Genomic DNA, 24,973 nt, shown 5'->3' on the forward strand with positions numbered 1-24,973 from the left:
AGCAACTCAGGCCGCGACCCACACCTGCCCGTCTTCCACCCGCGCGGCGAACGCGCTAACGGAATACGCCGGCGTTTCGAGGCACTCGCCGGTACGCAGATCGAAGTGATGCTTGTAAATCGGCGAAGCAACCACGAGGCGCTCGCCGAGACTGCCGATCAATCCGCGCGAGAGCACCGCGGCTTGCGAGCCCGGATCATAGTTTTCGATCGCATACACAGCGCTGTGCGCGTCGCCGTTGTTTACGTGAAATACCGCTACCTGCTCGCCGTTGACAAGCGCGCAGACGCCCGTATTGGGGACGATGTCGTCGAGCGGGCAAATCGGCGTCCAGGCGAGCGGCAGGCGGTCAAGGTTCATGGCGGAAGTCCTCGGTGAATAGCGTAAAAAGAATCAAACGGTCTCGACAACCACGGGAATCGAAGTGAGCTTCGATACCCGCTCGGCCACCGTCGCCGGCCGGATCTGGCCGCGTTCCTCGACAAAGGTGACATTGCTGTCCGGCTCGCCACTGTTGACGAAGTGCCGGAAGCGCTTGCGCGTTTCCGGATCGGTAACGGCCCGCTTCCATTCGCATTCGTAGGTGTCGACCACGTGCTGCATTTCCACCTCGAGCTCCGCGACTACGCCCAGACGATCGTTGACGACCACGTCGATCAGATAGTCCAAGCCCCCTTCAAGGTTGTCGCGCCACACGCTGGTGCGTTGCAGACGGTCTGCCGTGCGCACGTAGAACATCAGGAAGCGGTCGATGTAGCGCACCAGCGTGTCCTTATCGAGGTCCGAGGCGAGCAGTTCGGCATGGCGCGGTTTCATCCCGCCGTTGCCGCAGACGTAGAGATTCCAGCCCTTTTCGGTGGCGATGATGCCGACGTCCTTGCCCTGCGCCTCCGCGCATTCGCGAGTGCAGCCGGATACGCCAAACTTGATCTTGTGCGGCGTGCGCAGGCCTTTGTAGCGGTTCTCGAGCTCGACCGCGAGGCCCACCGAATCGCCGACGCCGTAACGGCACCACGTCGAACCGACGCACGACTTCACCGTGCGCAGCGATTTGCCGTAGGCATGACCGGATTCGAAGCCTGCGGCGATCAGTTCTTCCCAGATGAACGGCAGTTGCTCGACGCGCGCACCGAACAGATCGACTCGCTGACCGCCGGTGATCTTGGTGTAAAGGCCGTATTTCTTTGCCACCTGACCGACGGCGATCAAACCATCCGGCGTCACTTCTCCGCCCGCCATGCGCGGCACGACCGAATAGGTGCCATCGCGCTGGATGTTGGCGAGGTAGTAATCGTTAGTGTCCTGCAGCGCCGCGTGCTCCTTCTTCAGCACGAATTCGTTCCAGCACGACGCGAGAATGCTCGCCACCGCCGGTTTGCAGATATCGCAACCGAGGCCGTGACCATGCTTCGACAGCAATTCACCGAAGCTGCGCACACCCTCCACGCGCACGAGGTGATACAGCTCCTGGCGCGAATACGGGAAGTGCTCGCACACGTGGTTATTGACCGCGAGGCCCTGCTTTTTCATCTCGGCCTTCATCACCTGGGTGACGAGCGGTACGCAGCCGCCGCACGACGTGCCGGCCTGGGTCGCGCACTTCAACGCGCTGATGTCGGTCGCGCCCGCGCACACGGCGGCGCACAGGTCGCCCTTCGAGACGTTGTTGCACGAACAGATTTGCGCGCCGGCGGGCAATGCCTCGACGCCGAGCGCCGGTTTCGCTTGACCGTCGGACGAAGGCAGGATCAGGAATTCGGGCGACGCCGGCAACTCGATCCGGTTCAGCATCATCTGCAGCAGCGTGCCGTATTCGCTCGCATCGCCGACCATCACGCCGCCGAGCAGATACTTGCCGCATTCGGACACCACCAGCTTCTTGTAGATCTGCTTGCGTTCGTCGCTGAACTGATAGGCGCGGCTGCCCGGCGTGTTGCCATGCGCATCGCCGATACTCGCGACGTCCACGCCCATCAGTTTCAACTTGGTGCTCATGTCGGCGCCGGCGAATTCCGCCGAGTCGCCGTGCAGTTGCTTCGCCACCGCGCGCGCCATCTCATAGCCGGGCGCAACGAGGCCGAACAGCTTGCCTTCCCATAGCGCGCACTCGCCGATCGCGTAGATGTGCGGGTCGCTGGTGCGGCACGCGTTGTCGATCACGATGCCGCCGCGTTCGCCGAGCGCGAGCCCGCTTTGGCGCGCGAGATCGTCACGCGGACGAATGCCTGCCGAGAACACGATCATGTCGGTGTCGAGGTGACTGCCGTCGGCGAATTGCATGCGATGCGTGCCCGTCTCGCCATCGACAATCGCCGAGGTGTTCTTCTGCGTGTGCACCGTCACGCCCAGCTCTTCGATCTTGGCGCGCAGCACGCGGCCGCCGCCTTCATCGACCTGCACCGCCATCAGGCGCGGCGCGAACTCGACCACGTGCGTTTCCAGCCCCATGTCACGCAATGCCTTCGCGCATTCGAGACCGAGCAGGCCGCCGCCGACCACGGTACCGGTCTTCGAACGGGCGCCGCATTCCCGCATCGCTTCGAGGTCGTCAATGGTGCGGTAGACAAAACAGTCGGCGCGCTCCCGCCCTTGCACGGGCGGCACGAATGGATAGGAACCCGTAGCGAACACCAGCTTGTCGTACGGCAGAGTCTCGCCCGTCGATACCGTTACGGTGCGCGCGTGGCGATCGATCGCCACGGCTTTTGCATTGAGCTTCAGCAAGACATTCTGGCGCTCGAAGAAACCCGGTTCGACGAGCGACAGATCATCCGCCGTTTTACCCGCGAAGAATTCGGACAGGTGCACGCGGTCGTACGCAGGGCGTGATTCCTCGCACAGCACGGTGATGTCGAGGCCATGCTCCGCGTCTTGTGCGAGGCATTCGACCAGTTTGTGGCCGACCATCCCGTGACCGATAACGATGATTTTCATGACCGCGGCTTCCTCAATGTGCTGGGCTCGAATCGCTGCCGGCTGGCTGCTGCGCGAAAGCGATTCCGGAAATAAAAACGGCGTCCCGCGAACCCAGTCGATGACTGAGTTCGGGGGACGCCGTTGTCCTGACCTGTGCTGCGGCGAGTACTTTGTTGTTGCACTCGCGACGGATCCACGTTGATCCGCTGGCAGGGCTTAATGCAAAGCTTGTGCCAATCGAGAGAAATTCCCGCTGCGGCGCCGTGGGACGGGGCTTTGCGGCATATGACACGGGTCTGCTGTCAGCAGGATGTGGGGCACGTCTTGATGCAGCGAGGCACAGGGATGGTGCGACGCAGCACCGTGTACGTGCGGGCAGCGTTTCGCAGCACTGGGCGAGACTTACCGCGCACGATCTGACCGATCGGTACGGAAATGTACCTACCCAGGTTGTAGATCAGCAGTGTATGACGGCCGCGATAGACCGGCGGCGGCAAAGCCCATCCGGGTGTTCTTGCAGATCAGACGCAGGACCTTGGACACGGCGTGAATGCGGCTGCCCGCGGCGCTATCCCGTGCGATTCGCGCTTCCTCGTCGTCCCCGGGTGGTAACTCATTCGTACGAAAGCCGCGCCAAATACCTTGCTGGAATGAGCGAAAAAATAGAATAAAGGGCTTCGATTCTATCGGGACCCCAAATTGCTCAATACAAGGTACGCAACCTGGAGAAGCCGGATGTCCATTTATGATGCCGCCCGCCTCCTGATCGCCGACGACGATCCGGATCTGTTGGCCGCCTACGTACTCTATTTCAGCGCACACGGTTTCGACATCCGGACCGCGCGCAACGGCCTCGACGCGCTCGCGCAGTATTGCGCGTGGCATCCGGGCGCCGCGCTGCTCGACGTCGAAATGCCGCGTCTCGATGGCCGCGCGGTCGCCCGGCGCATCCGCCATGAAGCCGACACGCCGGCGCCCATGCTGGTCGCCGTGACCGGCCTCGCGCGCGACGAGGACAGGCGCGAGTCGTTACGCTCCGGATTCAATCATCACTTCGTCAAACCCGTGCCGATGCCGGTAATCCTCGCGGCGCTGACCGGGCGCGGCCGGCATTAATCGCCAAAGCCCAATTCAGCGTCGACCGTTTGACCGACGCGCAGCCACGCCCCAGCCCCGCGCGCGACGAGCGCATTGTTGCCGAACGTCACCGCCCCATCCCGCTGCGGATTCGCCCGGTAGACGCTCATCGTATCCGTAGGTTCGTTCGGCCAATCGGGATCCGGCGCGCCCTTTGCCTGATCGACGGTCGGCATCGGACAGCGCGCACACGGCTTGACCAGTTTCAGTTCCACGGCCTCCTCCGCCGCACCGCCGACACTCAGACTCTCCACATAGTCCTCTTCGTACGCTTCGAGCCCTGTCAGCACGACGTTCGGGCGAAACCGGTCAATCGGAATGGACGGCGCGCCCTTGCTGTTCAGGCGCACGTTCAGATCGTCGAGCGAGGCCTGGCCGATCACCAGCAGCGGAAAACCATCGGCGAAATACGTGGTGGCCCCGGGGACGCTAGCGGTGTAGTCCGGATCGACCTGCCGTTCGCGTTCGGGATCGAAGCGCAGAAGCCGCGACGGCACGCCGAGAAACGCCGAAAACCATGCTGCGCTCTCTTCTCCGGTGTCGAGTCCGTAAGCCGCGTCGCGCCAGACCACGGTTTGCACCTTGTGCGGAGCGCTGAGCCCGGCGGCGTCGAGCGGCGTGCGCAACTCACTCATACCCGGCGCGCGGATCACGAGCTCATGTTCGCCGAGCTCGACCCTGATCAGCGCCATGCGGGGATACGCGCGCTGCGTGAGCATCGCGCCGCTCGGGTCGGTCACCATCCAGTATCGATCGTATTCGAGGCCGGTGGCGAGCAGGCGCGCCTCGTTCAACGCAATGCCGGCGCAGGATTTGATCGGATAGACGAAAAGCTCGCTGATGGTAGGCATAGTGTGGGTGGTGTGGGAAACACGCGCTTTTTGTGTTGAACTCCGATTGTAAAGCGCTGGCGCGTGCTGCCGGACATTGGTCGCGCCGAACTTGAGCGGCCTATCGAGCTTCCTCTTGAGCGGCCCGCCCCGAAACGCCTGCTGAGCAAGAGTTTGCGCCACGCGATCGCGAATCCGGCGGGAGTTGCCATGCGGCCTGAAACCGGCCGGGCGATGCGGTCGTTTCTTCCGGCCACGCTTGGACGTAAAATCCCCAATCGAACCGCTCGGGCAACGACAGAGCCGGCGCCGGGCACACTCCGGTGCGTTACAGGATTGAACTTGTAGAAGCATCCCTACCATAAACGAAACAGGAAATTCATTATGCTGAGCAAACCCGTGTTGACCGTTGCCGAAACGACCCGAATTCTCGAAGCCGCCCGCGCGGAGGCCGAGAAGAACCAGTGGGCCGTGGCCATCGTGGTGGTCGACGACGGCGGCCATCAACTCGGCATGCTGCGTCTGGACGGCAGCGCGCCGGCCAGTTCGTACATCGCGACGGAAAAAGCCCGCACTTCGGCGATCGGCCGCCGCGAAACCAAGGTATACGAAGACATGATCAACAACGGCCGCACGGCATTCCTGAGCGCGCCGCTGCAAGGCACGCTGGAAGGCGGCGTGCCGGTGATCGTCGAGGGCCAGGTGGTCGGCGCGGTCGGCGTGTCGGGCGTCAAGTCGGATCAGGACGCGCAGATCGCCAAGGCCGGTATTCAGGCAATCGCCGCTTAAGTCGGGAGCCATTCGGAATCCGTTCAAAGCGGCGGCAATAAAAACGAAACACAACACGGACCGATGCCCCCTCATCGGTCCCATTCAAGGATGGAGCAGTCGATGACTCAGATGAACACGCGCGGTGGACTGCAAGTCGCCGCCAACCTCGACCAGTTCGTCGAAACCGAAGCCCTGCCCGGCACCGGAATCGACAGCGCCGCATTCTGGTCAGGTTTCGACGCACTCGTGCATGAGCTGGCGCCGAAAAACCGTGCGCTGCTGGCCGAGCGCGACCGCCTGCAAACCGAACTCGATACATGGCATCGCGCCAATCCGGGTCCGGTGCGCGATCTGCGCGCGTACCGTGCCTTCCTCGAAGGCATCGGCTACATCGTGCCGTCGCCCGCAAGCGTTAAAGCCACGACCGACCAAGTGGACACCGAAATCGCCGAACAGGCCGGCCCGCAGCTCGTCGTGCCGCTCTCGAATCAGCGCTATGCGCTGAACGCGGCTAACGCCCGCTGGGGCAGTCTGTACGACGCGCTGTACGGCACCGATGCGATCCCCGAGACCAACGGCGCCGAAAAGCAGAAGGCCTTTAACCCGGTGCGCGGCGCCGCGGTGATCGCTTATGCCCGCAAGTTTCTCGACCAGGCCGCCCCGCTCGCGAACGGCTCGCACGTCGACGCCACGCTGTATAGCGTCGAAGGCGGCAAGCTCGTCGTCACGCTGAAGAGCGGCAAGACCGAACTGAAAACGCCGGCGCAGTTCATCGGCTATCAGGGCGACGCGAGCGCACCGTCCGCCGTGCTGTTGAAGCACAACGGCCTGCACTTCGAAATCCAGATCGACGCGAACGATTCGATCGGCAAGACCGATTCGGCGCACGTGAAGGATGTGCTGGTCGAAGCCGCGGTGAGCACGATCATCGACTGCGAAGACTCCGTTGCAGCCGTGGATGCGGACGACAAGGTCCAGCTCTATCGCAACTGGCTCGGCCTGATGAACGGCACCCTGACGGAAGAAGTCACGAAGGGCGGCAAGACCTTCACGCGCAGTCTGAACGCCGATCGCGTGTACACCGCCGCGAACGGCACAGCGCCGGTCGTGCTGCATGGCCGCTCGCTGCTGTTCATCCGCAATGTCGGCCATTTGATGACGAATCCGGCCGTGCTGACGAAAGACGGCAAGGAAATTCCGGAAGGCATTCTCGATGGCGTCATCACCACGTTGTGCGCGCTGCACGACCGCAAGCACCAGCTGAATTCGCGCACCGGTTCGATCTATATCGTGAAGCCGAAAATGCACGGCCCGGCCGAAGTCGCGTTCGCGAGCGAACTGTTCGCGCGCGTCGAAGACCTGCTGAAGCTGCCGCGCAACACGATCAAGATGGGCATCATGGACGAGGAGCGCCGCACCAGCGTTAACCTGCTCGCCTGTATCGGCGAAGCGTCCGAGCGTGTCGCGTTCATCAACACGGGTTTCCTCGACCGCACCGGCGACGAAATGCACACGGCGATGGAAGCCGGCCCGATGATGCGCAAGGGCGACATGAAGTCGAGCGCATGGATTGCCGCGTACGAACGCAGCAACGTGCTGGTCGGTTTGAGCGCGGGCCTGCGTGGCCGCTCGCAGATCGGCAAGGGCATGTGGGCGATGCCGGACCTGATGCACGCCATGCTCGAACAGAAGATCGCGCATCCGAAGGCCGGTGCGAACACCGCATGGGTGCCCTCCCCGACCGCCGCGACGCTGCATGCGCTGCACTATCACCAGGTCGACGTACAGGCGGTTCAGCAGGAGCTCGAACGCACCGACTACTCGAAGGTTCGCGACGAACTGCTCGACGGCCTGCTGACGATTCCAGTCGTTGCCGAAGCGAAGTGGAACGCGGATGAGATCCGCAGCGAAGTCGAGAACAACGCGCAAGGCATTCTCGGCTACGTGGTGCGCTGGGTCGATCAGGGCGTGGGCTGCTCGAAGGTGCCGGACATTCACAACGTCGGTCTGATGGAAGACCGTGCCACGCTGCGTATCTCCAGCCAGCACATTGCGAACTGGCTGCATCACGGCGTGGTCACGCGCGAGCTGGTCGAAGAGACCTTCAAGCGCATGGCGAAGGTGGTCGACGAGCAGAACGCGGGCGATCCGCACTACCAGCCGATGGCGCCGGGCTTCGACACGCTGGCGTTCAAGGCTGCGCAGGCGCTGGTGTTCGAAGGACGTGAACAGCCGAGCGGTTACACGGAACCGTTGCTGCACAAGTTCCGGCTGGAAGTGAAGAAGGCGCAGTAAAGGCCTTTTGCGCATGACCTGGGTACCAGCCGCAAATCCGGCCAGATAAGCCGGCCAGATAAGCAGCCCAGATAGAAAGACGGGCGCCGCATCATGCGGCGCCCGTTTTAATTTGCGCGATAGTGCTGCGCGTTGCTTCTGCGTGAAGAGTTTCCTACACCGAGTTTCCTACACCTTAAGCTGCTTCAGCCGTGTACTGCGCCGGCACGCCGGCCGACATATTCGCCTGCATATAGGTTTGCAAATACGCTTCGAATTCCGCCTTCACTTCCGGATGGCGCAGCGCGAATTCCACGGTCGCCTTCAGATAGCCCAACTTGCTGCCGCAATCGAAGCGTGTGCCGAAGTAGCGGTACGCAAGCACCTGCTCTTCGGTCAGCAGCGATTGCACCGCGTCGGTCAATTGCAGCTCACCGCCCGCGCCCGGCTTGAGCGCGCGGATATGCTTGAAGATGGTCGGCATCAGCACATAGCGGCCCACCACGCCGAGGTTCGACGGCGCCTTGTCCGGCGCCGGCTTTTCGACGATGCCCGACAGCTTGATCACATTGTCTTCCCACTCGCGGCCATCCACGACGCCGTACGAACGGCTGTCTTCGCGTGCGATGGTTTCGACGCCGATCACCGAGCTGTGATAGTGGTTGAAGGTGTCGACGAGCTGGCTCATCACCGGCTTCGAACTGTGCAGCAAGTCGTCCGCCAGAATCACGGCGAACGGGCTGTCGCCCACCAGTTTCTCGGCGCACAGCACCGCGTGGCCCAGACCGAGGGCTTCGGCCTGACGCACATAGAAGCAGTCGACGTTAGCCGGCTTGATGCTGCGCACGAGGTCGAGCAGCTTCTGTTTGTTGCGTGCCTCGAGTTCGGCTTCGATCTCGTAGGACTTGTCGAAATGATCTTCGATAGCGCGCTTGCTGCGGCCCGTCACGAAGATCATCTCGGTGATGCCGGCGGCAATCGCCTCTTCAACCGCGTATTGAATCAGCGGCTTGTCGACGATCGGCAGCATTTCCTTGGGGCTTGCTTTGGTAGCCGGCAAAAAGCGTGTCCCGAGGCCCGCTACGGGAAACACGGCTTTGGTGACTTTCAGCATGGTAGGCATTCCCACATCGGTTAGAAATTAGTGTGTTCGCGGGCCTCGCGGCCACTCGATGTCGCAGAAAAGACTAACAAAAAAATTAATCCATTTCGTGCGTTAATTTTTCTCGATTCAAATAAATAAATCGATTGGCTTTCGATATTCCGGATCGTGGCATGCACCAGGAAACAATTACGTATCGGTGTCGAATTATTTTCTGAAATTCCGAAAATTTTACGTATCCGGCGAAGCGGATCACGGGCCATCTCAAGCTCGTCCGGGGGCGCATCGTGGATGCACGAAAGCGCCCCCGCGCACCGCTCATTCGTTCTCGTCGATCTGGGGCAGCTTGCCCGGGTTCATCCGAAAACGGCGGATCGGCTCGTTGCGGAGCGCCTCGCGGTAGGCGGAGGCGGCGACAAGGATCAGCAGCACGGCAATGCCGGCGAGTAAATGCAGGTTCATGACTTCACCTCTGGTCAAGAGAATCCGTGCTTTAAATTAGCACAACAAAAGCGGTAAATAATTCGATGTAGCAAGTACTTATGCGGAATTACACTTCGTCACAAAATCGCCATTTAATTCGATTTGCCACGCAATTTTTTATCGTTTTTTTACCTCCGCTGTGCACTAGCATGTGATGCACCGCGGGCGCGCACGGCGCGCCCGCGGAATAAGCTTTTTCTTCCTTCAGATTAAGGACCGCGTATGAGCGACTCAGCACTGGATGCCGCCGGCTCATCCCTGCCCCTTTCCCCGTCACGAAAGGCCGCCGCGCCGCGCGCGCAGAGCGAAGCGCGCGCCGAGAGCGCCGGCAAGGAACATGTAATCGACGCCATGCGGGGCTTCGCCGCGCTTCTGGTCGCCTATTTTCATTGCCGCCAGGTCGAATGGGTGGGCATGCAAACCTTTCACCAAAGCGTCGGCCATTCTTTCAGTCTGAGTACGATCGCCGCCTACCTGACCTTCCCGATTGCGTGGGGCTCGGCCGGCGTGCCGATTTTCTTCGTGATCAGCGGTTACTGCATTCATCGCGGCGGCGCGCTACGCCTGGCAAAAAATCCCGACTACCGGCTCGACACCGGCAATTTCTGGATCCGCCGTTTCGCGCGCATTTATCCGGTATTGCTGGCGGCGCTCGTGCTGACCTTTGCACTCGACTGGGTCAGCTTGCAGTTGCCGCCGGTCAACCACAAGATTCGCGAGATCGGTCTGCAGGCCTTCCTCGTCAACCTGTTTTCGCTGCAAGGGGTGGCCGGCAAGACGTTTGGGTCGAACGGCGCGCTCTGGACGCTATCGCTCGAAGTACAGTTCTACGCGATCTATCCGCTGCTGTTCGCGCTGCGCCGGCGTCTGGGCATGACCTCGGTGCTGGCGATCGTCGCGGTGATCAATGTGGTGTCCGCCTATGTGCTCGAGCGCCACGATTTGCAGTTCTTCACGTCCTACTGGTTTTCGTGGACGCTCGGCGCGTGGATCGCCGACGCGAAAGCCCGTAGCACGCCGGAGGCGCGTTCGTCGGTCTGGCTCTACGTGCTCGCCGCGGCGTTCATTGCGCTCGGCTGCGCGGCGTTTCATTTCGGCCAGTACGGGGCATTCCAACTGTGGGCGGTCGGCTTTGCCTTCTACCTGTACAAGGCGCTGGAGCGCCCTAATGCTGATAAGGCCGATACCCCAGGCGTGCGCCTCCTGTCACGGTTCGGCGATTTCAGCTTCTCGCTGTATCTGATCCATCTGCCCATCTTCGTGCTGCTGTCGTCGATCCTGTTCCGTTCGTCGCTGCAGATGTCGATCTGGCCGTCGTTCGGCTACATGCTGATGGCCGTGCCGGTGGCCTACGTGTTCTACCGGCTGGTCGAACTGCCGGCGATGAAGTGGTCCGCGAGTTTCAAACCGAAGAACGTAGTGAAGCCAGCCTGAGAGCGATGTAAGAGAAAGGTCGGAGAAACACACTGTTCAGTTCAGAAACAGGTTTCTCCTTCGACAATGTGAAGAAGCCGTGCCGCCGGGACCACGTTGTATAACCCGGTTGCATAGCCGGTCGGTTGCATAGCCTGTGTGTCGCGCGAAAAAAACGGAGCGGAAGTCCTCAGGACTTTCGCTCCGCTGCGCTAACGACAAAGACTGGCCGAGTCCCTGCCTACCCCCGCGTTAAATCACTTCGCACGTTCATCTGCTCAAGAAGCGCCCGCACAAGCCCCTCAACGCCCCGCCACGCGCTTCAGAATCCGTTCGACACCTTCCACATACGTTGCCGTCCCGAACCGGCTCAGCGCCGTCTGATAGCCGTTTCTGACCAGCTTGTTGCGCAGGTCGTCGTTCGAGCGCAGCTCGGCGAGCGTGTCGGCGAGGCCATGCGCGTCGCCGGGGGTGCATAGCACGCCATTCTCGTAATCGTCGATGATCTCCAGCACGCCGCCTGCGCGTGCCGCCACTACCGGCCGCTGCGCCAGCATCCCCTCGACGATCACGCGACCGAACGGCTCCGGCGTGATCGACGTATGGACCACGGCATCGACCGCGCACATGCAGGCCGGAATGTCGTGCTGGAAGCCGAGGAAATGCACCCGGCCACCCAGGTTGTGCGCGGCGACGAACGCATGCAGCTCGATCTCGTACGCGTCCTCGCCGAACAGCGGCGCCCCCACCAGCACGGCATGCATCTGCGGATTGAGGACCATCGCTTCAAGCAGCACGTGTTGGCCCTTCCAGCGCGCGAGGCGGCTGAACGAACCGACCAGAAACGCATCCTGCGGCAGGTTCAGGCGCTGGCGCAGGGTCGCTTGCGGGACCGTGCGCAAGGCGTCGAACGGCGTCGCGGAAATGCCGTTGAACACCACGTCGATACGCTTTTTGTCGAAGTGCGTGAGTTCAGCGAAGGCGTGAGCGGAAGCCGCCGAATTGGCGATCACGTGCGTGAGGCCGAGGCGCGCGCACCACTTGATGATCGCCAGTTGCTTGCCGCCGAAATGCTCGGAACTCACGATATCGCGCAGGTGCCAGACCACCGGCCGTCTGGCCAGCTTGCCGGCAATCGCGCCGATCACCATTGCGCGCTGTGTGTTCGCGTAGATCACCTCGGCGTCGCGCGCGCGTTTCGCGGTGGCGCGCACGAGCGACATCAAGCCCTTGAGCGCCTGGCCCTTCGGCAGCGAACCGCCCTGCTTGCGAACGTTGCGCAAGGCGCCGGCTTCCAGCACGTTGACCGTCACGCCGGCCTTGGCTAGAGCGGTGCGGAACGGACCGTCGTCGAACAGCACGACTTCGATGCGCGAGCGCAAGGCTTTAACGATTTCCAGCAGCGATAACTCAGCGCCGCCGAGCACGCCACTCTGATCGACCGCGAGAATGCGCGGCGCGGTGGCGCCCGGCTCTGCTTTATAAGGGACGTACGTCGGCAACGTCGCCGAGCGCAATGCCGGCACCGAAGCCCGCACGTGGGCGAAGAAACGTTCGCGGAAATTCGCGGCCGAGAACTGCTCGGCATTCGCGCGGCAATCCGCTGGCGAAAAACGCTTCACGTGGCCGTCGAAACGCTCGACCGCCGCAATGATCGACTCGACGTTCTGCTCGTCGAAGAACATGCCCGTGGGTTTCGACTCGGACAGATCGCGCACGGTTTCAAGCGCCCCACCCTTGCCGTAGGCGATCACCGGCGTGCCGCACGCCTGCGCTTCGACCACCGAAATGCCGAAGTCTTCTTCCGCGGCGAACACGAACGCCTTCGCGCGGCTCATCTTTTCCTTGAGCACCTTGAACGGCTGGTAGCCCATGATCTCGACATTCGGCCCTGCCTTCGCGCGGATCTTCTGCATATCGGGGCCGTCGCCGATCACCACGAGCTTGCGCTCCGGCATCTGCGCGAACGCTTCGACGATCAGATCGATCTTCTTGTACGGCACCATCCGCGAGGCGGTCAGATAGAAATCATCCTTGTCGGTGCACAGCGCAAACGCTTCGACATCGACGGGCGGAAAGATCACCTGCGCTTCGCGTTGATAAACCTTCCTGATCCGTCGCGCGATGAAATCGGAGTTCGCAACAAAGCCGTCCACCGAATTCGACGTGCGGATATCCCAGTTGCGGATGTAGTGCAGGATCAGCCGCGCCATCGCGGACTTCGGCCCGGCGGTCAGCTTCGACTGCTGCAGGTACTGATGCTGCAGATCCCACGCATAACGAATCGGCGAATGCACATAGCTGATATGCACCTGATCGGGGCCGGTCAGAACGCCCTTCGCCACCGCGTGACTGCTGGAAATCACCACGTCGTAGGCCGACACGTCGAGCTGCTCGATTGCGAGCGGCATCAATGGCAGATACGTGCGGTATTTGGTCCGTGCAAGCGGCAGTTTCTGGATGAATGAGGTCGTGACTGGCTTGCCGCGCAGGAAGCTGCGATCGTCGAGAAAATCGACGAGGCTGAACAGGTCCGCGTCCGGAAAGCACGCAACGATCTGCTCGAGCACCTTCTCGGCGCCCGCATAGGTGACGAGCCAGTCGTGCACGATCGCGACACGCACCGTCTTGTCGCTACGCAACGCCGAGCGGCGCGACGGCGCCTGAGCACCGGGAACGGTGGTGAGTTCAGCCAGTGCGCTGCGCGTCGCGGGTTGCAGCACGGCTTCTTCAAGGACTTCGTGGTTCATGCGCTTTTCCTCGGATTCAGTCGCAACAGCAGTGAACGCGCAAGATCGCGCAAAGCGGGTGTCATCGTGATCGACCAGGCGACGTTCGCGCCAACCATCAACAGGCCGGCGACGATCGCCAAGGCGAGACTCGGCAGGAAGCTGGCAAGCCACAGGCTGGCCAGCAGAAAAGCGAGGTGGGCGAGCATGTCGAGCGCGATCTGGCGGGCGCGAATCGCCGACAGGCGCAGCAGCACGACGTAATCGAAGAGCGCCCGGCCGGCCACGGCCATCGCCGCGCCCGTCAAACCGAAATGGGTAATGCCGAGCCACAATGCCCCTGCAAACAAGGGCAATTCAAAGAGGCCGACGCGCGCGGCGGTGGCCGGATTGACCTGCGACTGGATCAGAATCCGCGTCACGTTCGCCTGGCCGACGAGCCACACGGCGACGATCATGATCCGGCCCACCGGCGCGGCCACGGTGGCGATCTCATTGCCGACCCACAGATGCAGAAACGGTTCGAGCACCAGCATCGCGACCAGCGCGACCGGCGTGAACACGCCATTGAGGAATTCGAGCGACTGTTGTGTGATGGTGTCCGCATCCGCGCGGCCCACGGCTGACAGGCGCGGAAACAACGTACGCACCAGCGCGGTCGGCACGATATTCAGACGCGTCACGAGGTTCTGCGGCACGGTGTAGTACGTAACGAAACGCGCGCCGAGACTTGTGCCGAGCATCACGCGGTCGAGCGATTCGGCGATCATGTTGGTGACGCTCGCAATCAGCATCCAGCCGCCGAAGTTGAAGAGTCCCTTCGCCACGCCGAGCTGCGGCGGCAGAATGCTGCGGATGTCCAGCACTTTCAGTGCGGAGCGGCCCAGCAGAATCGCCGCGAGAATCCGCGCGAACACCGCGGCGGCGAGCACGTTCTGCAAGGTCGCCCCCAGCCACAGCGCGGCGCCGAGCGGCAGCAACTGGAACAGGAAGGTGCCGATCGTCTGATTGGTGTTGTAGACACCAAAGCGCTCCGCGCCATTGATCGCACCGGCGAACACCCACGATACGTTGGCAATCGGAATCGCCACCGCGAGCCACGGCAGCGCCATATAGACCTCATGCTGCAACTCGGGCGACACCTTGGTGAAGTACGCGGTGTACAGAAACGCGCCGAAATAGATGATCAGGCCGCCGATCACACCGGTCGCGAGATTGAGCCACGTCGCGCTCCAGAACACGCGCGCGCTCTCGCCCTTGTCGCCCGAGGCGCGCGCCTTCGAGATGTGGTTCTGCGCGGCCATGCTCATGCCGAGATCGAGAATCCCGAAGTAGCCGATCAGGGTCCACACGAGGCTGATCACGCCGTAGCGCTCGACACCGAGCAGCTTGATATACGACGGCACGGTCACGAGCGAGACGAAAGTCGGCAGCACCAACCCGAAGAAGTTGATCGCTACGTTCTTGAGAATGCCTTTGTCCATCGGATGCCTTGGGTTTGACTACATTTGCCTGGTATTGCGAAGAAAACGGTCATGCCATACGTTGTGTCATGGTTTCCAGCGATACATCATTACTTTGCCGCGGGCGTCTTCTTCGACGAACACGAGGTACTCGCCATTGCTGCGCTTCGCGGCGCTGATGCCGTTGGGCACATCCACCCAACCCGACGCGCTGCCCACTTCCGGGCCCGGACGGATCACGCCGATCTCCTTGCCGCTATCCTTGTCCCACACGTGCACCGCACCGACCGGCTCCACACCGAAGAGGTATTGCCCTTCGACCGTGAGGCCGATGATCGTGGCAATGGGTTTGGTCTGCGTGGTCCACGGCAGCGTGATCGAATAGCGCTGTACCGGATTGCCGCTCGACCATTTGTCGTAGCGCACCAGCACGCGGCCCACTTCCTTCCAGAAGCCGCGATCCACCGGCGTATCGGGCGTATAGCCGGTCACATACATCGTGTCGGTCTCGGGCTCATAGATCGCGCGATGCAGTTCGGTGAACGGCTGCGGCACCGGGTACTGCGTCAGGTTCGAATACGAGTAGATGGGGTTGCCCTTCCCATCGAGTCCACCGAAACGGAAGCGATAAATGCCCTTGTTATCGCGGGTGCGCCAGATGTCGCCGGCGCTGTCGACCCACCAGCCCCAGCCGCCCGCGAGCTTCGTGCCGCTTGTGTTGAGCGTGAATTCGTCCGTGTTGAACTTGCCGTCGCCGTTCACGTCGCGCCAGATCCAGTCGCCGCCCGGCGGCGCATTCGGCACCTTGGAGACCGCGCGCTCACGCCCGGCGATGAAGCCCGAAGGAATCGCTGTTTCGCCGTCGTGCTGCGGGTCGAAGCGATAGATCTTCAGGTGATCCGCGTACATGTCGGTCAGAAACAGGAACGTGCGGCCCTTGAGCTTGCGAGCGATCGGCAAGCCGGGATATTGGTCGGTGCGAAAGACCGGGTCGTCCGGATACTTGAAGCGGTTCGACAGAAAACCCGCGTATTTCCAGTCCTGCCCCGCAGGCTTCGAGAGATCGAGTTCGAAGCGCTTGTTGCCGGTATAGACGCTGTCCGGACGCGACGGATCGATCCATGCGCCGTCGACGAATAACAAGCCTTGCACCTGCCAGTTCTGTTTGCCGTCCGGCGCGTAACTCTCGAGCGTGGCGCCGAGGCCCGCGCCGATCGGGTCGTAACGCGGACCGATGCCGTTGGTCGACACATAGACGTTGCCGCGTGCATCCACGCCCACACCGGTCAAACCATTGAAGCGCTGCGGCCCCGGCTTGCCGGGCGTACCGCTGAAAATGCCGCCGCGTTCACCGAGCGAGCCCGACTCAGCATAACGGCCGTTGCTCTTGCTGAAGAACAGCACCTGTTGGCGCGGGCCGTTGTCCGCGATCAGAACGCGGCCTTGTGCATCCAAAGCGATATCGACCGCCACCGTATCGGCGGGCAACGTGAGCGTTTCGTCGATGCGCTTGCCCGCGGCGGTGTAGTGCTCCACCTGCGGCGTCTTATCGTTGCGCGTGCCGGTCAACACCCAGAGCGTGCCGTCAGGCGCTAACGCGATACGGCCCGGCTCATGCACGGTCCAGGTTGTTTTCTGCTGCATCGATTCCGCGTCATACACCTCGATGCGATCGCGCGCGGTGTTCGCCGCGTAAAGCGTCGTGTCATTCGCTGCCAAACCGCCGATTTCGGCACTCGTGCCGGTCGGCACTTCGTTCATCATCAGAAAGCCCGCTGCCAGTTGCGCATGCGGGTCGGCGCTTTTCGCGGCCGGCTGGAACGGCGCGGCGCGCTTCGGATCGGCGATCTGCCTGCGCGAAATGCCGAACCATTGCTTACCCTTCTCCGGCCACACGCCCTGCTCGACCAGACGTCCTTTCTCGTTGCCAACCTGGATCGCCACGAAGGCATACTTCCGATTCACCGCGATCGCGCTGCCGCCAGCGTTGCCCCAACCATGCGTGCCGCCCGCGAAGCCGAGCATCTTGCCGTTCTGGTAGACGCTCGCTTCGGCGCCGCTTTCGTCCCACGGCGCGTTCGTATAGACCTTGCCGTCAGGCGCGACCGCGATCGCGGTGATGTTGATCTGCGTCCACGTGCCATCGCCGAAGCCGAAGGTATTGCCGATCCAGGAGTTTTTCGCGTTCAAGACGGTTTCCGCGGATGCCGTGAAGCTGACCGATGCGGCCGTCATTCCGGCTGCATAGGCAAACACAGCAAACCAGGTTTTGAACGTGAAACGGGCCAAAGTTATTCCTCCAATCAGGGCCGTGCCGCGATGGGGTAAAAGCCCGCGCGGATGCAAAATCCAATGAGATGACGGCTGACGCCGCTAGAAGCGGCGCAAGAACACGAGACTGATTCCCGCAAGACACGACGTATAAGAAGGGGCGTCGAGCGCAGATTCGCCGCAGCCCGAACCCGGTCGAATACGAGCGCTCGGCGCGTGACGCACGCGCCATCCCCGGCCCCCGTCCACACGGCTCACATTACGCGGAAAGAATGCCGCGACGAAAATCGAAAATAATTCAAAAATATTCGACGATTTAAGCGTCGTGAAAGAAAATGATTTAAAAATCGATTAAATGAAAATAGCCGTGCACGGCGGGCTCCCGCGGCGCCTTGGCGCCCCATCCTTACCGATACAGCCTGACTCCGGCTGCACTTCTTACGGATTACGACAGCCACAAGACACAAGCATAAAAATCTATTGCGAATGGATAACGAAACACCCTGTTGCAATCTGATTCATTTATCCATTTCATTCCCGTTTTTTCATCAATTTATTTTCCCTAGAATCGAATGCACTTCCGTTGCGATGCGAAGCGAGCGCGCTCTTGCCCTCAAGCCCTGTTCCTGACTTGAGACGGCTCGCGCGATCCTTCGCCCGGCCCATCCGCTTCACACCATGGACGGTTCATGACTGCTAGCGCACTGCCCTTAGCGCCTTCTCACTCCCGCCGCATCCTGCAGCTCGACGGCTTGCGCGCCATCGCCGTGCTCGCGGTATTCGCCCAGCACGCCTTGAAAGCGCCGCTGTGGATGGGCGTCGATCTGTTTTTTGTTTTGAGCGGTTTCCTGATTACCGGCATCCTGCTCGAGCGCAAGGCGCGCCAGCAGTCGTATTTCGGCTATTTCTATGCACGCCGGGCGCGGCGCATCCTGCCGCCTTATCTGCTGCTGATGGTGGTGTCGTCGATTCTGTTCGGCTTCGGCTGGGCGCAGCACTGGCAGTGGTATGCGTTCTTCGCGACCAATATCGGCGACGCGCTCAATCAAAGCGGTCACGACAGCCTGAATGTGCTGTGGTCGCTGGCGGTCGAAGAGCAGTTCTATATTTTCTGGCCGTTCGTGATCCTGCTGCTGCCCGAGCGCGTGCTCGGCTACGTGGCGGCAGCGTTGATTGTGCTGGTCCCGGTACTGCGCGCGGTCGCCACGCCCTGGTTCGATTCATTCTGGCCGATCTACTACCTGACGCCGTTCCGCATGGACCTGCTGGCAGCCGGCGCATTGCTCGCCGTCGCCGTACGGCGCAACCGCAACGCACTCGAGCCGTTCAAGGGCCTCGCCGTGCTCGGCTTTTTCGCCGCGCTCGCCGTGCTGGCGTGGCTGCATCTGCACTATCCGCGGTTCCGGGCGGCCAATACGCCGCTATCGAATGCCGCGCTCTACAGCGTTTCATTGGTGCTTTGTACTTCGGTCGTGGTCATCGCCCTGCAAAGCAAGGGCATCGTCAAGCGGCTGCTGTGCAACCCCGTGCTGGTCTATATCGGCACGATCAGCTACACGATCTATCTGATTCACCTGAGCGTGCTGTACACGCTGTGGCCCCTGCATCTGAACCGCTATCTGACGGCGGCGCTGGCACTCGCGATCACCCTCGCCTACGCCAGCATCACGTGGTTCGCGTTCGAAAAACGTTTGATTTTCGGCTCGGCAGGCAAAGCGCATGCACCCGCCGGCAGCGTGTCGGGGGGCGCATCGCGAGCGCCGCAAAGCCGCGCATGAGGCGCCGCGCGTGGCTCGCTGCGGGCGTGTCGGCCGCTGCGTCAGTGCTGGTTTCGCTGACACTGGATGCGCACGCCAGCGGACCTGCATCGCAGGTGCTGGTGGACGCCTACGGCGATTCGACCACGCTCGGCATTACGTGCAGCGAGGGCCACTGCGGACCGCAGGCACAAAACGCCGTGTCGTATCTGCAGGACGAATTGCAAGCCAGGTACGGTCAAAAGGTGCACGTCACGAATTACGGCGTGGGCGGCACGATGGCGAGCCAGTTGCGCGACGGCACCGGCAATCGCCGCGCCGGCCCGACCGCCGGCTTGCCGTGGCAGGAACGGCTCGCCGCTTCGTCCGCGCAGATCGTGTTGATCAACTACGGCATTAATGAAGTGATGCAGAACCAGACGCCCGAGCTGTTCTACGCAGCGGAAACAACGCTCGTGAAAACCGCCCGCGCGCTTGGCAAGGAGCCGGTTCTACAGACCTCGAACCCGATGCCCGACAACCACCTGAACGCGCGGCTCGCCGCGATGGTCGCGATGACGCGCCGGGTGGCCGCCGAACAGCAGGTGCCGCTCGTCGATCAGTTCGCGTACGTCAGCAATCTGCCGGACTGGAAGACGCTGATGTCCGACGGCGCGCATCCCAAGCCAGGTTTGTACCGGCTCAAGGCGGAACAGGATTTTCAGGTCGTCGATCCGCTAGTGCGGCGACTGCTGGACGGCACGCTTTGAAGCTCCTTTTTCAAGTGCACTTCTCTTTCTCTTTTACCAATATCGAAGGCAAGCTATGAGCCAACCACGCAAAGCGATCATCACCGGCGTTTCCGGACAGGACGGCGCCTATCTGACCAAACTGTTGCTCGACAAGGGCTACCACGTGACCGGCACCTACCGGCGCACGAGTTCGGTCAACTTCTGGCGCATTCGTGAGCTCGGCGTGCTCGATCATCCGAATCTGCGTCTGGTCGAACACGACCTGACCGATCTGGGCTCGACGCTGCGCCTGCTCGAAGGCGCGCAGGCCGACGAGCTGTACAACCTCGCCGCGCAGAGCTTCGTGGGGGTCTCGTTCGACCAGCCCGTGACGACCGCCGAAGTGACCGGCATCGGCGCGCTGAATCTGCTCGAAGGCATCCGCATTCTGAATCCGAAGACCCGTTACTACCAGGCGTCGACCTCGGAAATGTTCGGTCTCGTGCAGGCAGTGCCGCAACGCGAGGACACGCCGTTCTATCCGCGCAGCCCGTATGGGGTGGCCAAGCTGTTCGCGCACTGGTCGACCATCAACTATCGCGAGTCATACAACCTGTTTGCAAGCAGCGGGATTCTGTTCAATCACGAATCGCCGCTACGTGGCCGCGAATTCGTCACGCGCAAGATCACGGACACCGTCGCGAAGATCAAGCTCGGCAAACAGGACGTGCTGGAACTCGGCAACCTGAGCGCCAAGCGCGACTGGGGCTTCGCGCTCGAATACGTGGAAGGCATGTGGCGCATGCTGCAAGCCGATGAACCCGATACCTTCGTGCTCGCCACCGGCCGCACCGAGACGGTTCGCGACTTCGTGCGCATGGCGTTCGCCGCCGCGGGTTACCAGATCGAATGGTCGGGCAAGGAAGAGCGTGAGACGGGTATCGACGTGGCAACCGGCAAGACGCTGGTGCGCGTGAATCCGAAGTTCTATCGCCCGGCGGAAGTGGATCTGCTGATCGGCTGCGCGGACAAGGCGCATGAGAAGCTCGGCTGGAAGCCGGAAACCACGCTTGAACAGCTGTGCCACATGATGGTTCATGCGGACCTTGGTCGCAACGAGCATCACGAGACGTTCTAATACTGTCCTGAGTGACGGCTGCGCGAGCAGCCGTCACTCCATGAAAAAAGGCCTGGTCGCAATGATTCAGGCCTTTTTTCTATTGCGTCATGAAGCCTTCAATGCACGCCACCCGCCGCGATCGCCTCGCTATACACCGACGCCACACGCTTCGCGATCACCGAATTATCGAAGTTCTCGCGCGCATAGCGGCGGCAGGCATCGGCATCCGGCAACTTCAGTGAGCCGTTCAACGCGCCTGCCAGGCCTTCCGCAATCGCCTTCGCGCCGGTTTCCGGCAACACCAGATTCGGCGACAGACCCGCCACCGCTTCCGGCAACCCGCCCACCGGCGTCACCAGCACGGGCGTGCCGGAAGCCAGCGATTCAACGGTAATCAGCCCGAAGCCCTCGAGCGCCACGGTCGGCACCACGCTGATATTCGCCGCACGGTACAACGCGGCCAGATGCTGATCGGGCACGAAGCCCAGCAGCTTCACGTTGTCCTCGAGGCCCGCCTCGGTGATACGCGCCTGCAATTCGCCTTCGAGCCGCCCCTTGCCCGCGATCAGCAACAGCACATCGGGCTCAGTGCGCTTGAGCAGCTTCACCGCATCGATCAGATCTTCCAGACCCATGCGGCGCACCAGACGCCGCACGGCCAGCACGATCGGCCGGTCCTGCGGCAGTTGCAGCTTCAGACGCGCTTCGGCCGGCGTGATCGGCAGATTGAACTGCTCGACATCCACGCAGCCCGGCACCACGCGCACGCGGTCCGGCGCGATGCGATAGCGCGAAGTCAGAATCTTGCCGAACGCTTCCGACAACACGATCAGCCGCGACGAGCGCGCATACACCGATTGCTCCAGATAGCGCTTGGCGCGCTGGCCGAGCGAATCGGCGCCTTCGACGTGACTCTCGTCGGCCCACGGTCCCTGGAAATGCGACACCTGCGGAATGCCGCGCGTCACGTCGAGACCCGGAAACGTGTACAGCGCGAAGTGCGACGAAATCACATCGGGACGCGAAGTGCTGATCTCCTGGCGCAGCGCGCGGCGTGCCGCCATCAAGCGCAGCGGCAGCGACTGCGCGGCGGAGCCGAAACCGTTGATCGCGCCACCGGTGTCCGCGGCTACTTTGGGTGAGCCGGCCACCACGCCGCGCACCGCGACGCCCGCGCCCGGCAATGCGCCGACCAGCGAGTAATACATGCGGTCGAGACCGCCCGCGCGTTCCGGAAACCAGTGCATCCCGATCTGCAGCGATTTGATTGATCTTGAGGTCATAGTTGTTGTCCCTGAGCGTTCTGAGCGTTGTGGTGGATTGTCTGCCCGGCCAGCGTGTTGAGCGTCAGCGCGTCGGTCTTGGCGACCACTGCGGCTTCCGCTTCGCTGCGTCGGCGGTCCTTCTGCTGCCCCGCCAGTTGCCGGTACAGCGCGATGTATTGCTCGGCCATCCGCGCCCAGCCAAAGCCGGTCGCAAGTTCGTTGGCGGCGACGCCCATCGCGCGGCGCGCATCGTCGTTGTCGGCAAGACGTGCGACAGCGCCCGCCAGTGCCTTGGGATCGTCCGGGTCGTCGAGCACGATGCCGCATTCCGGCGTGATGATTTCCGCACCGCCCGCCGTGCGCGCCGTGACCACCGGCAGACCCGCGGCCATCGCTTCGAGCAGCGACAGGCTCATCGCCTCATAGCGAGACGGAAACACGAACGCGTCGACCGAATGCATCAGCACCGGCATTTCTTTGACCAGCCCGAGAAAATGCACGCGATGCGCAATGCCGAGCGCCTTCGCCTGTTCCGGATACGGGCTGCCCGGCAGAAAACCGGCCACTGCGATCTGCACGTGTTCGGGCAGATGCTTGAGCGCCTGCAACACCGTGCCGAGGTTCTTGCGCGGCGTGCGCAAGTCGCCGACGAACAGCAGCAGGAACGCGTCCGCCGGCAAGCCGAACTTCGCGCGGTCGCCCGTGGCGGCCGCGAAGCCTTGCGTATCGACGCCGTTGTAGATCACGTCGACCCGGTTATGAGGCGTCAAGCCGATCGCGCGAATTTCATCGGCGACCTTTTGCGACACCGCCGTGATCACCTTGGAGCGCCGGTAAGCCCAGCGTTCGAGCAGTGCGTTGCAGCGCGTATAGACCGACTGATACGCGGACCACACGCCCTTCGTGAGCCCGAACGGGTAGTACTTGCTGCCGAACCAGCCGCTATGCACGAAGTGCGAGGTGTTGACATCGGCAGGCGCCCACGTAATGAAGCCGTTCACGTGCAGCACGTCGAATTCGCGGCGATGCGAGCGCAGCCACATCGCGCTTTTGAAGGCGAACACCTGCTGGCGCAGCAGATTGGTGGGCCACCAGCGGCCGATCTTCATCGGCACCCAGCGTACATTCGGATGCGCGAGCAAATCCGGCGCAACGTGCGACGCAACCAGCGTCACACCGATGTTTTCCTCGAGGGCGGCGCGCGCAATCTCGTGGTTGACGCGCCCCTGGCCGTCGTTATGGCGCACGACGTGCGTGACAATGGCGACTCTCAATCAGTGCCTCCGTGGAAAAGTAGCGTGCGTCTGCGGTTCATCTTTTCGTAGTGCACCGCGGATAGGATCGAAAAAACACTCATGAAAAGCAGCAGCCCGCCGGTGCCGACCAGCGAATTGGTGAACACCAGCATCGCGAAAGTCGCGAGACTGAGACTCAGGCAGGCGGACACGAATTTGTCGTTGCGCAGCTTGAACGACGCGAGCGCCGCGCGCACCACCAGCCACACGATGCCGGACATGTAGAGCAAGGTGCCGGGCCAGCCCAGCACGAACGGAATGTTCATCACGCCGCTGTCGAAGTTGCCGTACTGGCCGAGTTGGCCGCCGTCGTTCGAGAGCTTGGTCGAGGTACCGGTCGCGCCCATGCCTTCGCCGGAGACGTCGGTAAAGGCCGTCTTCGCAAAGGTCGCGTAGAACTCGTTACGCGCGGCGTAACTCTGGTCGTCGCTCAGGTTGACGAGCGTGTTCAGGCGCGCCTGCATCCGCTCGGCCACCGGGCCGACCGTAAGCAGCGGCACGCAAAGACCGGCAAGCAGCACCGCACTCGCCACGATCCGCACGCGCACCTTGTTGTTCGCCTTGACCAGCTGAATCAGGAGCGCGATCACCCAGCCGCCCCACGTCGAACGCACGAGGCTCAGCGCGAAAGCGAAGAAGCCCAGCGCCGCCGCAACCCAGCGCACGCGGTGCGTCGCCGCCATCACGTAGACCATCGCACCCATCATCGCGAATGCGAACGGTCCCGACGAGTTCATCGTGCTGAACACGCGCACGCCCATCGGCACAGGATCGCCCTGCGAATTCATCTGCGAGCCGAGCATCCACAGCGCGTCCCACGGCGGCATGATGAAGAACTGGATCAGGCCGTAGCCGCCCATCACCAGCATGCCCCAGATGAAGGTACTCACGATCGTGTCGCGATACTTCGGGTACTGGCGCGTGTGCGCCATGATGTGAAAGCCGATCAGGATCGGATAGAGCCAGTTCGCGAGGTCATAGGTCGCGGCGAGCGGCCCGCTCGACATCACACCGATCATGAACGCGTAGGCGAGCCCCATCAGAACCAGCAGCACCGGCAAGCCGCGACGCTGCGAAAGCAGCTTGTAGTAGCGGAGCAAGGAAAGCGCACTGATCATCGTCACCGCGAGCGGCGCGACCTGGATCAGGCTGGTCGGCGTGAACGAGCCTTTGGACCAGTCGGCGAGACGCCGCACCTCCGGGCTCAGGAACCACAGCCACCACATGAAGCCGATGTAACGCGCCGGGCTCTTGAAGTAGAGCCACAGGCCCGTCAGGATCGCGAGCACCGGGAAGCCGAGCGTGAGCACCGTGCCCTGATGCGCGATGATCAACATCACGGTGATCAGCCACAGTAAGGCCTCCGGCAGCCACTCCTTGCGAGCGCCGGACAGTACCCGCTCCGCGTTATCGCCGCCTCGCGCAATCGTCGACATC

At 62.2% G+C, this 24,973-nt stretch carries 18 protein-coding genes; 7 read left to right on the plus strand and 11 right to left on the minus strand.

The window, feature by feature from the left end; all coding sequences use genetic code 11:
• Window positions 1-6: 6 nt before the first annotated feature.
• Window positions 7-360, minus strand: a complete 354-nt coding sequence (gene nirD / locus M0D68_RS12320) for a nitrite reductase small subunit NirD (protein WP_093633729.1) — start codon at window positions 358-360, stop codon at window positions 7-9.
• Between the two features lie 33 nt (window positions 361-393).
• Window positions 394-2,934, minus strand: a complete 2,541-nt coding sequence (gene nirB, locus M0D68_RS12325) for a nitrite reductase large subunit NirB (protein WP_266224372.1) — start codon at window positions 2,932-2,934, stop codon at window positions 394-396.
• A gap of 717 nt (window positions 2,935-3,651) precedes the next feature.
• On the opposite strand from nirB, the gene M0D68_RS12330 reads away from it, so the two are divergent.
• Window positions 3,652-4,032, plus strand: a complete 381-nt coding sequence (locus tag M0D68_RS12330; RefSeq protein WP_093633731.1) for a response regulator — start codon at window positions 3,652-3,654, stop codon at window positions 4,030-4,032.
• Here M0D68_RS12330 and M0D68_RS12335 read toward each other — a convergent pair.
• A complete protein-coding gene (locus M0D68_RS12335) occupies window positions 4,029-4,904 on the minus strand; it encodes an MOSC domain-containing protein (RefSeq protein WP_200651018.1) in 876 nt (291 codons plus the stop codon). The genes M0D68_RS12330 and M0D68_RS12335 overlap by 4 nt on opposite strands.
• A gap of 363 nt (window positions 4,905-5,267) precedes the next feature.
• Here M0D68_RS12335 and M0D68_RS12340 point away from each other — a divergent pair, with 363 nt between their 5' ends.
• Together M0D68_RS12340 and M0D68_RS12345 are read left to right on the plus strand one after the other, a co-directional pair.
• Entirely contained in the window at window positions 5,268-5,672 is a 405-nt protein-coding gene (locus M0D68_RS12340; protein WP_093633733.1) for a heme-binding protein, read from the plus strand.
• 102 nt (window positions 5,673-5,774) lie between these two features.
• Window positions 5,775-7,949, plus strand: a complete 2,175-nt coding sequence (locus M0D68_RS12345) for a malate synthase G (RefSeq protein ID WP_200651019.1) — start codon at window positions 5,775-5,777, stop codon at window positions 7,947-7,949.
• Between the two features lie 175 nt (window positions 7,950-8,124).
• On the opposite strand, the gene galU is transcribed toward M0D68_RS12345, so the two are convergent.
• Together galU and M0D68_RS12355 are read right to left on the minus strand one after the other, a co-directional pair.
• Window positions 8,125-9,042 (minus strand): UTP--glucose-1-phosphate uridylyltransferase GalU, encoded by a 918-nt coding sequence (galU, locus tag M0D68_RS12350; protein WP_093634048.1) that lies wholly within the window; start codon window positions 9,040-9,042, stop codon window positions 8,125-8,127.
• Window positions 9,043-9,348: 306 nt separating this feature from the next.
• Window positions 9,349-9,492, minus strand: a complete 144-nt coding sequence (locus M0D68_RS12355) for a hypothetical protein (protein ID WP_167378338.1) — start codon at window positions 9,490-9,492, stop codon at window positions 9,349-9,351.
• A 243-nt stretch (window positions 9,493-9,735) separates the two neighbouring features.
• On the opposite strand from M0D68_RS12355, the gene M0D68_RS12360 reads away from it, so the two are divergent.
• Window positions 9,736-10,947, plus strand: a complete 1,212-nt coding sequence (locus M0D68_RS12360; protein WP_266224375.1) for an acyltransferase — start codon at window positions 9,736-9,738, stop codon at window positions 10,945-10,947.
• A gap of 281 nt (window positions 10,948-11,228) precedes the next feature.
• On the opposite strand, the gene M0D68_RS12365 is transcribed toward M0D68_RS12360, so the two are convergent.
• The 3 genes from M0D68_RS12365 to M0D68_RS12375 form a co-directional block, all read right to left on the minus strand.
• Window positions 11,229-13,676: a glycosyltransferase family 4 protein gene (locus M0D68_RS12365; RefSeq protein ID WP_256454922.1), complete on the minus strand. Its 2,448-nt coding sequence runs from the start codon at window positions 13,674-13,676 to the stop codon at window positions 11,229-11,231.
• Window positions 13,673-15,139: a flippase gene (locus tag M0D68_RS12370; protein WP_200651022.1), complete on the minus strand. Its 1,467-nt coding sequence runs from the start codon at window positions 15,137-15,139 to the stop codon at window positions 13,673-13,675. Before M0D68_RS12370 ends, M0D68_RS12365 begins: the two co-directional genes overlap by 4 nt.
• Before the next feature lie 66 nt (window positions 15,140-15,205).
• Window positions 15,206-17,407, minus strand: a complete 2,202-nt coding sequence (locus M0D68_RS12375) for a hypothetical protein (RefSeq protein ID WP_266224377.1) — start codon at window positions 17,405-17,407, stop codon at window positions 15,206-15,208.
• Window positions 17,408-18,078: 671 nt separating this feature from the next.
• Here M0D68_RS12375 and M0D68_RS12380 point away from each other — a divergent pair.
• The 3 genes from M0D68_RS12380 to gmd are packed head-to-tail and all read left to right on the plus strand — an operon-like array spanning window position 18,079 to window position 20,994.
• Complete coding sequence (locus M0D68_RS12380; protein ID WP_266224379.1) at window positions 18,079-19,167, plus strand: acyltransferase; 1,089 nt, start codon at window positions 18,079-18,081, stop codon at window positions 19,165-19,167.
• On the plus strand, window positions 19,164-19,895 hold the full coding sequence (locus M0D68_RS12385) for an SGNH/GDSL hydrolase family protein (RefSeq protein ID WP_266224381.1): 732 nt from the start codon (window positions 19,164-19,166) through the stop codon (window positions 19,893-19,895). The genes M0D68_RS12380 and M0D68_RS12385 overlap by 4 nt, the downstream gene beginning before the upstream one ends.
• Before the next feature lie 55 nt (window positions 19,896-19,950).
• The gene (gmd, locus tag M0D68_RS12390) at window positions 19,951-20,994 is read left to right on the plus strand and encodes a GDP-mannose 4,6-dehydratase (protein WP_093633741.1); all 1,044 of its coding nucleotides are present in this window, start codon (window positions 19,951-19,953) and stop codon (window positions 20,992-20,994) included.
• Between the two features lie 98 nt (window positions 20,995-21,092).
• Here the strand turns inward: gmd and M0D68_RS12395 are convergent, their stop codons facing one another.
• Genes M0D68_RS12395 through M0D68_RS12405 form a run of 3 tightly spaced genes read right to left on the minus strand, consistent with a single transcriptional unit; the run spans window position 21,093 to window position 24,972 of the window.
• Window positions 21,093-22,259 carry a glycosyltransferase family 4 protein gene (locus M0D68_RS12395; protein WP_054037586.1) on the minus strand — a complete coding sequence of 389 codons (1,167 nt, stop codon included), beginning with the start codon at window positions 22,257-22,259 and terminating at the stop codon, window positions 21,093-21,095.
• Window positions 22,256-23,515 (minus strand): glycosyltransferase family 4 protein, encoded by a 1,260-nt coding sequence (locus tag M0D68_RS12400; RefSeq protein ID WP_211701602.1) that lies wholly within the window; start codon window positions 23,513-23,515, stop codon window positions 22,256-22,258. Before M0D68_RS12400 ends, M0D68_RS12395 begins: the two co-directional genes overlap by 4 nt.
• Window positions 23,512-24,972, minus strand: a complete 1,461-nt coding sequence (locus M0D68_RS12405) for a glucose-6-phosphate isomerase (RefSeq protein WP_093633743.1) — start codon at window positions 24,970-24,972, stop codon at window positions 23,512-23,514. Before M0D68_RS12405 ends, M0D68_RS12400 begins: the two co-directional genes overlap by 4 nt.
• Between the last annotated feature and the right edge of the window lies 1 nt (window position 24,973).

The organism is Paraburkholderia sp. SEWSISQ10-3 4, assembly GCF_030464785.1.
Taxonomy (GTDB): domain Bacteria; phylum Pseudomonadota; class Gammaproteobacteria; order Burkholderiales; family Burkholderiaceae; genus Paraburkholderia; species Paraburkholderia aspalathi.

What these genes read in the sequence shown, in the direction of transcription:
- nirD (WP_093633729.1), bottom strand. Translation starts at nt 360, where the DNA reads ATGAACCTTGACCGCCTGCCGCTCGCCTGGACGCCGATTTGCCCGCTC.
- gmd (WP_093633741.1), top strand. Translation starts at nt 19,951, where the DNA reads ATGAGCCAACCACGCAAAGCGATCATCACCGGCGTTTCCGGACAGGAC.
- M0D68_RS12335 (WP_200651018.1), bottom strand. Translation starts at nt 4,904, where the DNA reads ATGCCTACCATCAGCGAGCTTTTCGTCTATCCGATCAAATCCTGCGCC.
- M0D68_RS12380 (WP_266224379.1), top strand. Translation starts at nt 18,079, where the DNA reads ATGACTGCTAGCGCACTGCCCTTAGCGCCTTCTCACTCCCGCCGCATC.
- M0D68_RS12405 (WP_093633743.1), bottom strand. Translation starts at nt 24,972, where the DNA reads ATGTCGACGATTGCGCGAGGCGGCGATAACGCGGAGCGGGTACTGTCC.
- M0D68_RS12385 (WP_266224381.1), top strand. Translation starts at nt 19,164, where the DNA reads ATGAGGCGCCGCGCGTGGCTCGCTGCGGGCGTGTCGGCCGCTGCGTCA.
- M0D68_RS12345 (WP_200651019.1), top strand. Translation starts at nt 5,775, where the DNA reads ATGACTCAGATGAACACGCGCGGTGGACTGCAAGTCGCCGCCAACCTC.
- M0D68_RS12330 (WP_093633731.1), top strand. Translation starts at nt 3,652, where the DNA reads ATGTCCATTTATGATGCCGCCCGCCTCCTGATCGCCGACGACGATCCG.
- M0D68_RS12365 (WP_256454922.1), bottom strand. Translation starts at nt 13,676, where the DNA reads ATGAACCACGAAGTCCTTGAAGAAGCCGTGCTGCAACCCGCGACGCGC.
- nirB (WP_266224372.1), bottom strand. Translation starts at nt 2,934, where the DNA reads ATGAAAATCATCGTTATCGGTCACGGGATGGTCGGCCACAAACTGGTC.
- M0D68_RS12355 (WP_167378338.1), bottom strand. Translation starts at nt 9,492, where the DNA reads ATGAACCTGCATTTACTCGCCGGCATTGCCGTGCTGCTGATCCTTGTC.
- M0D68_RS12370 (WP_200651022.1), bottom strand. Translation starts at nt 15,139, where the DNA reads ATGGACAAAGGCATTCTCAAGAACGTAGCGATCAACTTCTTCGGGTTG.
- M0D68_RS12395 (WP_054037586.1), bottom strand. Translation starts at nt 22,259, where the DNA reads ATGACCTCAAGATCAATCAAATCGCTGCAGATCGGGATGCACTGGTTT.
- M0D68_RS12360 (WP_266224375.1), top strand. Translation starts at nt 9,736, where the DNA reads ATGAGCGACTCAGCACTGGATGCCGCCGGCTCATCCCTGCCCCTTTCC.
- M0D68_RS12340 (WP_093633733.1), top strand. Translation starts at nt 5,268, where the DNA reads ATGCTGAGCAAACCCGTGTTGACCGTTGCCGAAACGACCCGAATTCTC.
- galU (WP_093634048.1), bottom strand. Translation starts at nt 9,042, where the DNA reads ATGCTGAAAGTCACCAAAGCCGTGTTTCCCGTAGCGGGCCTCGGGACA.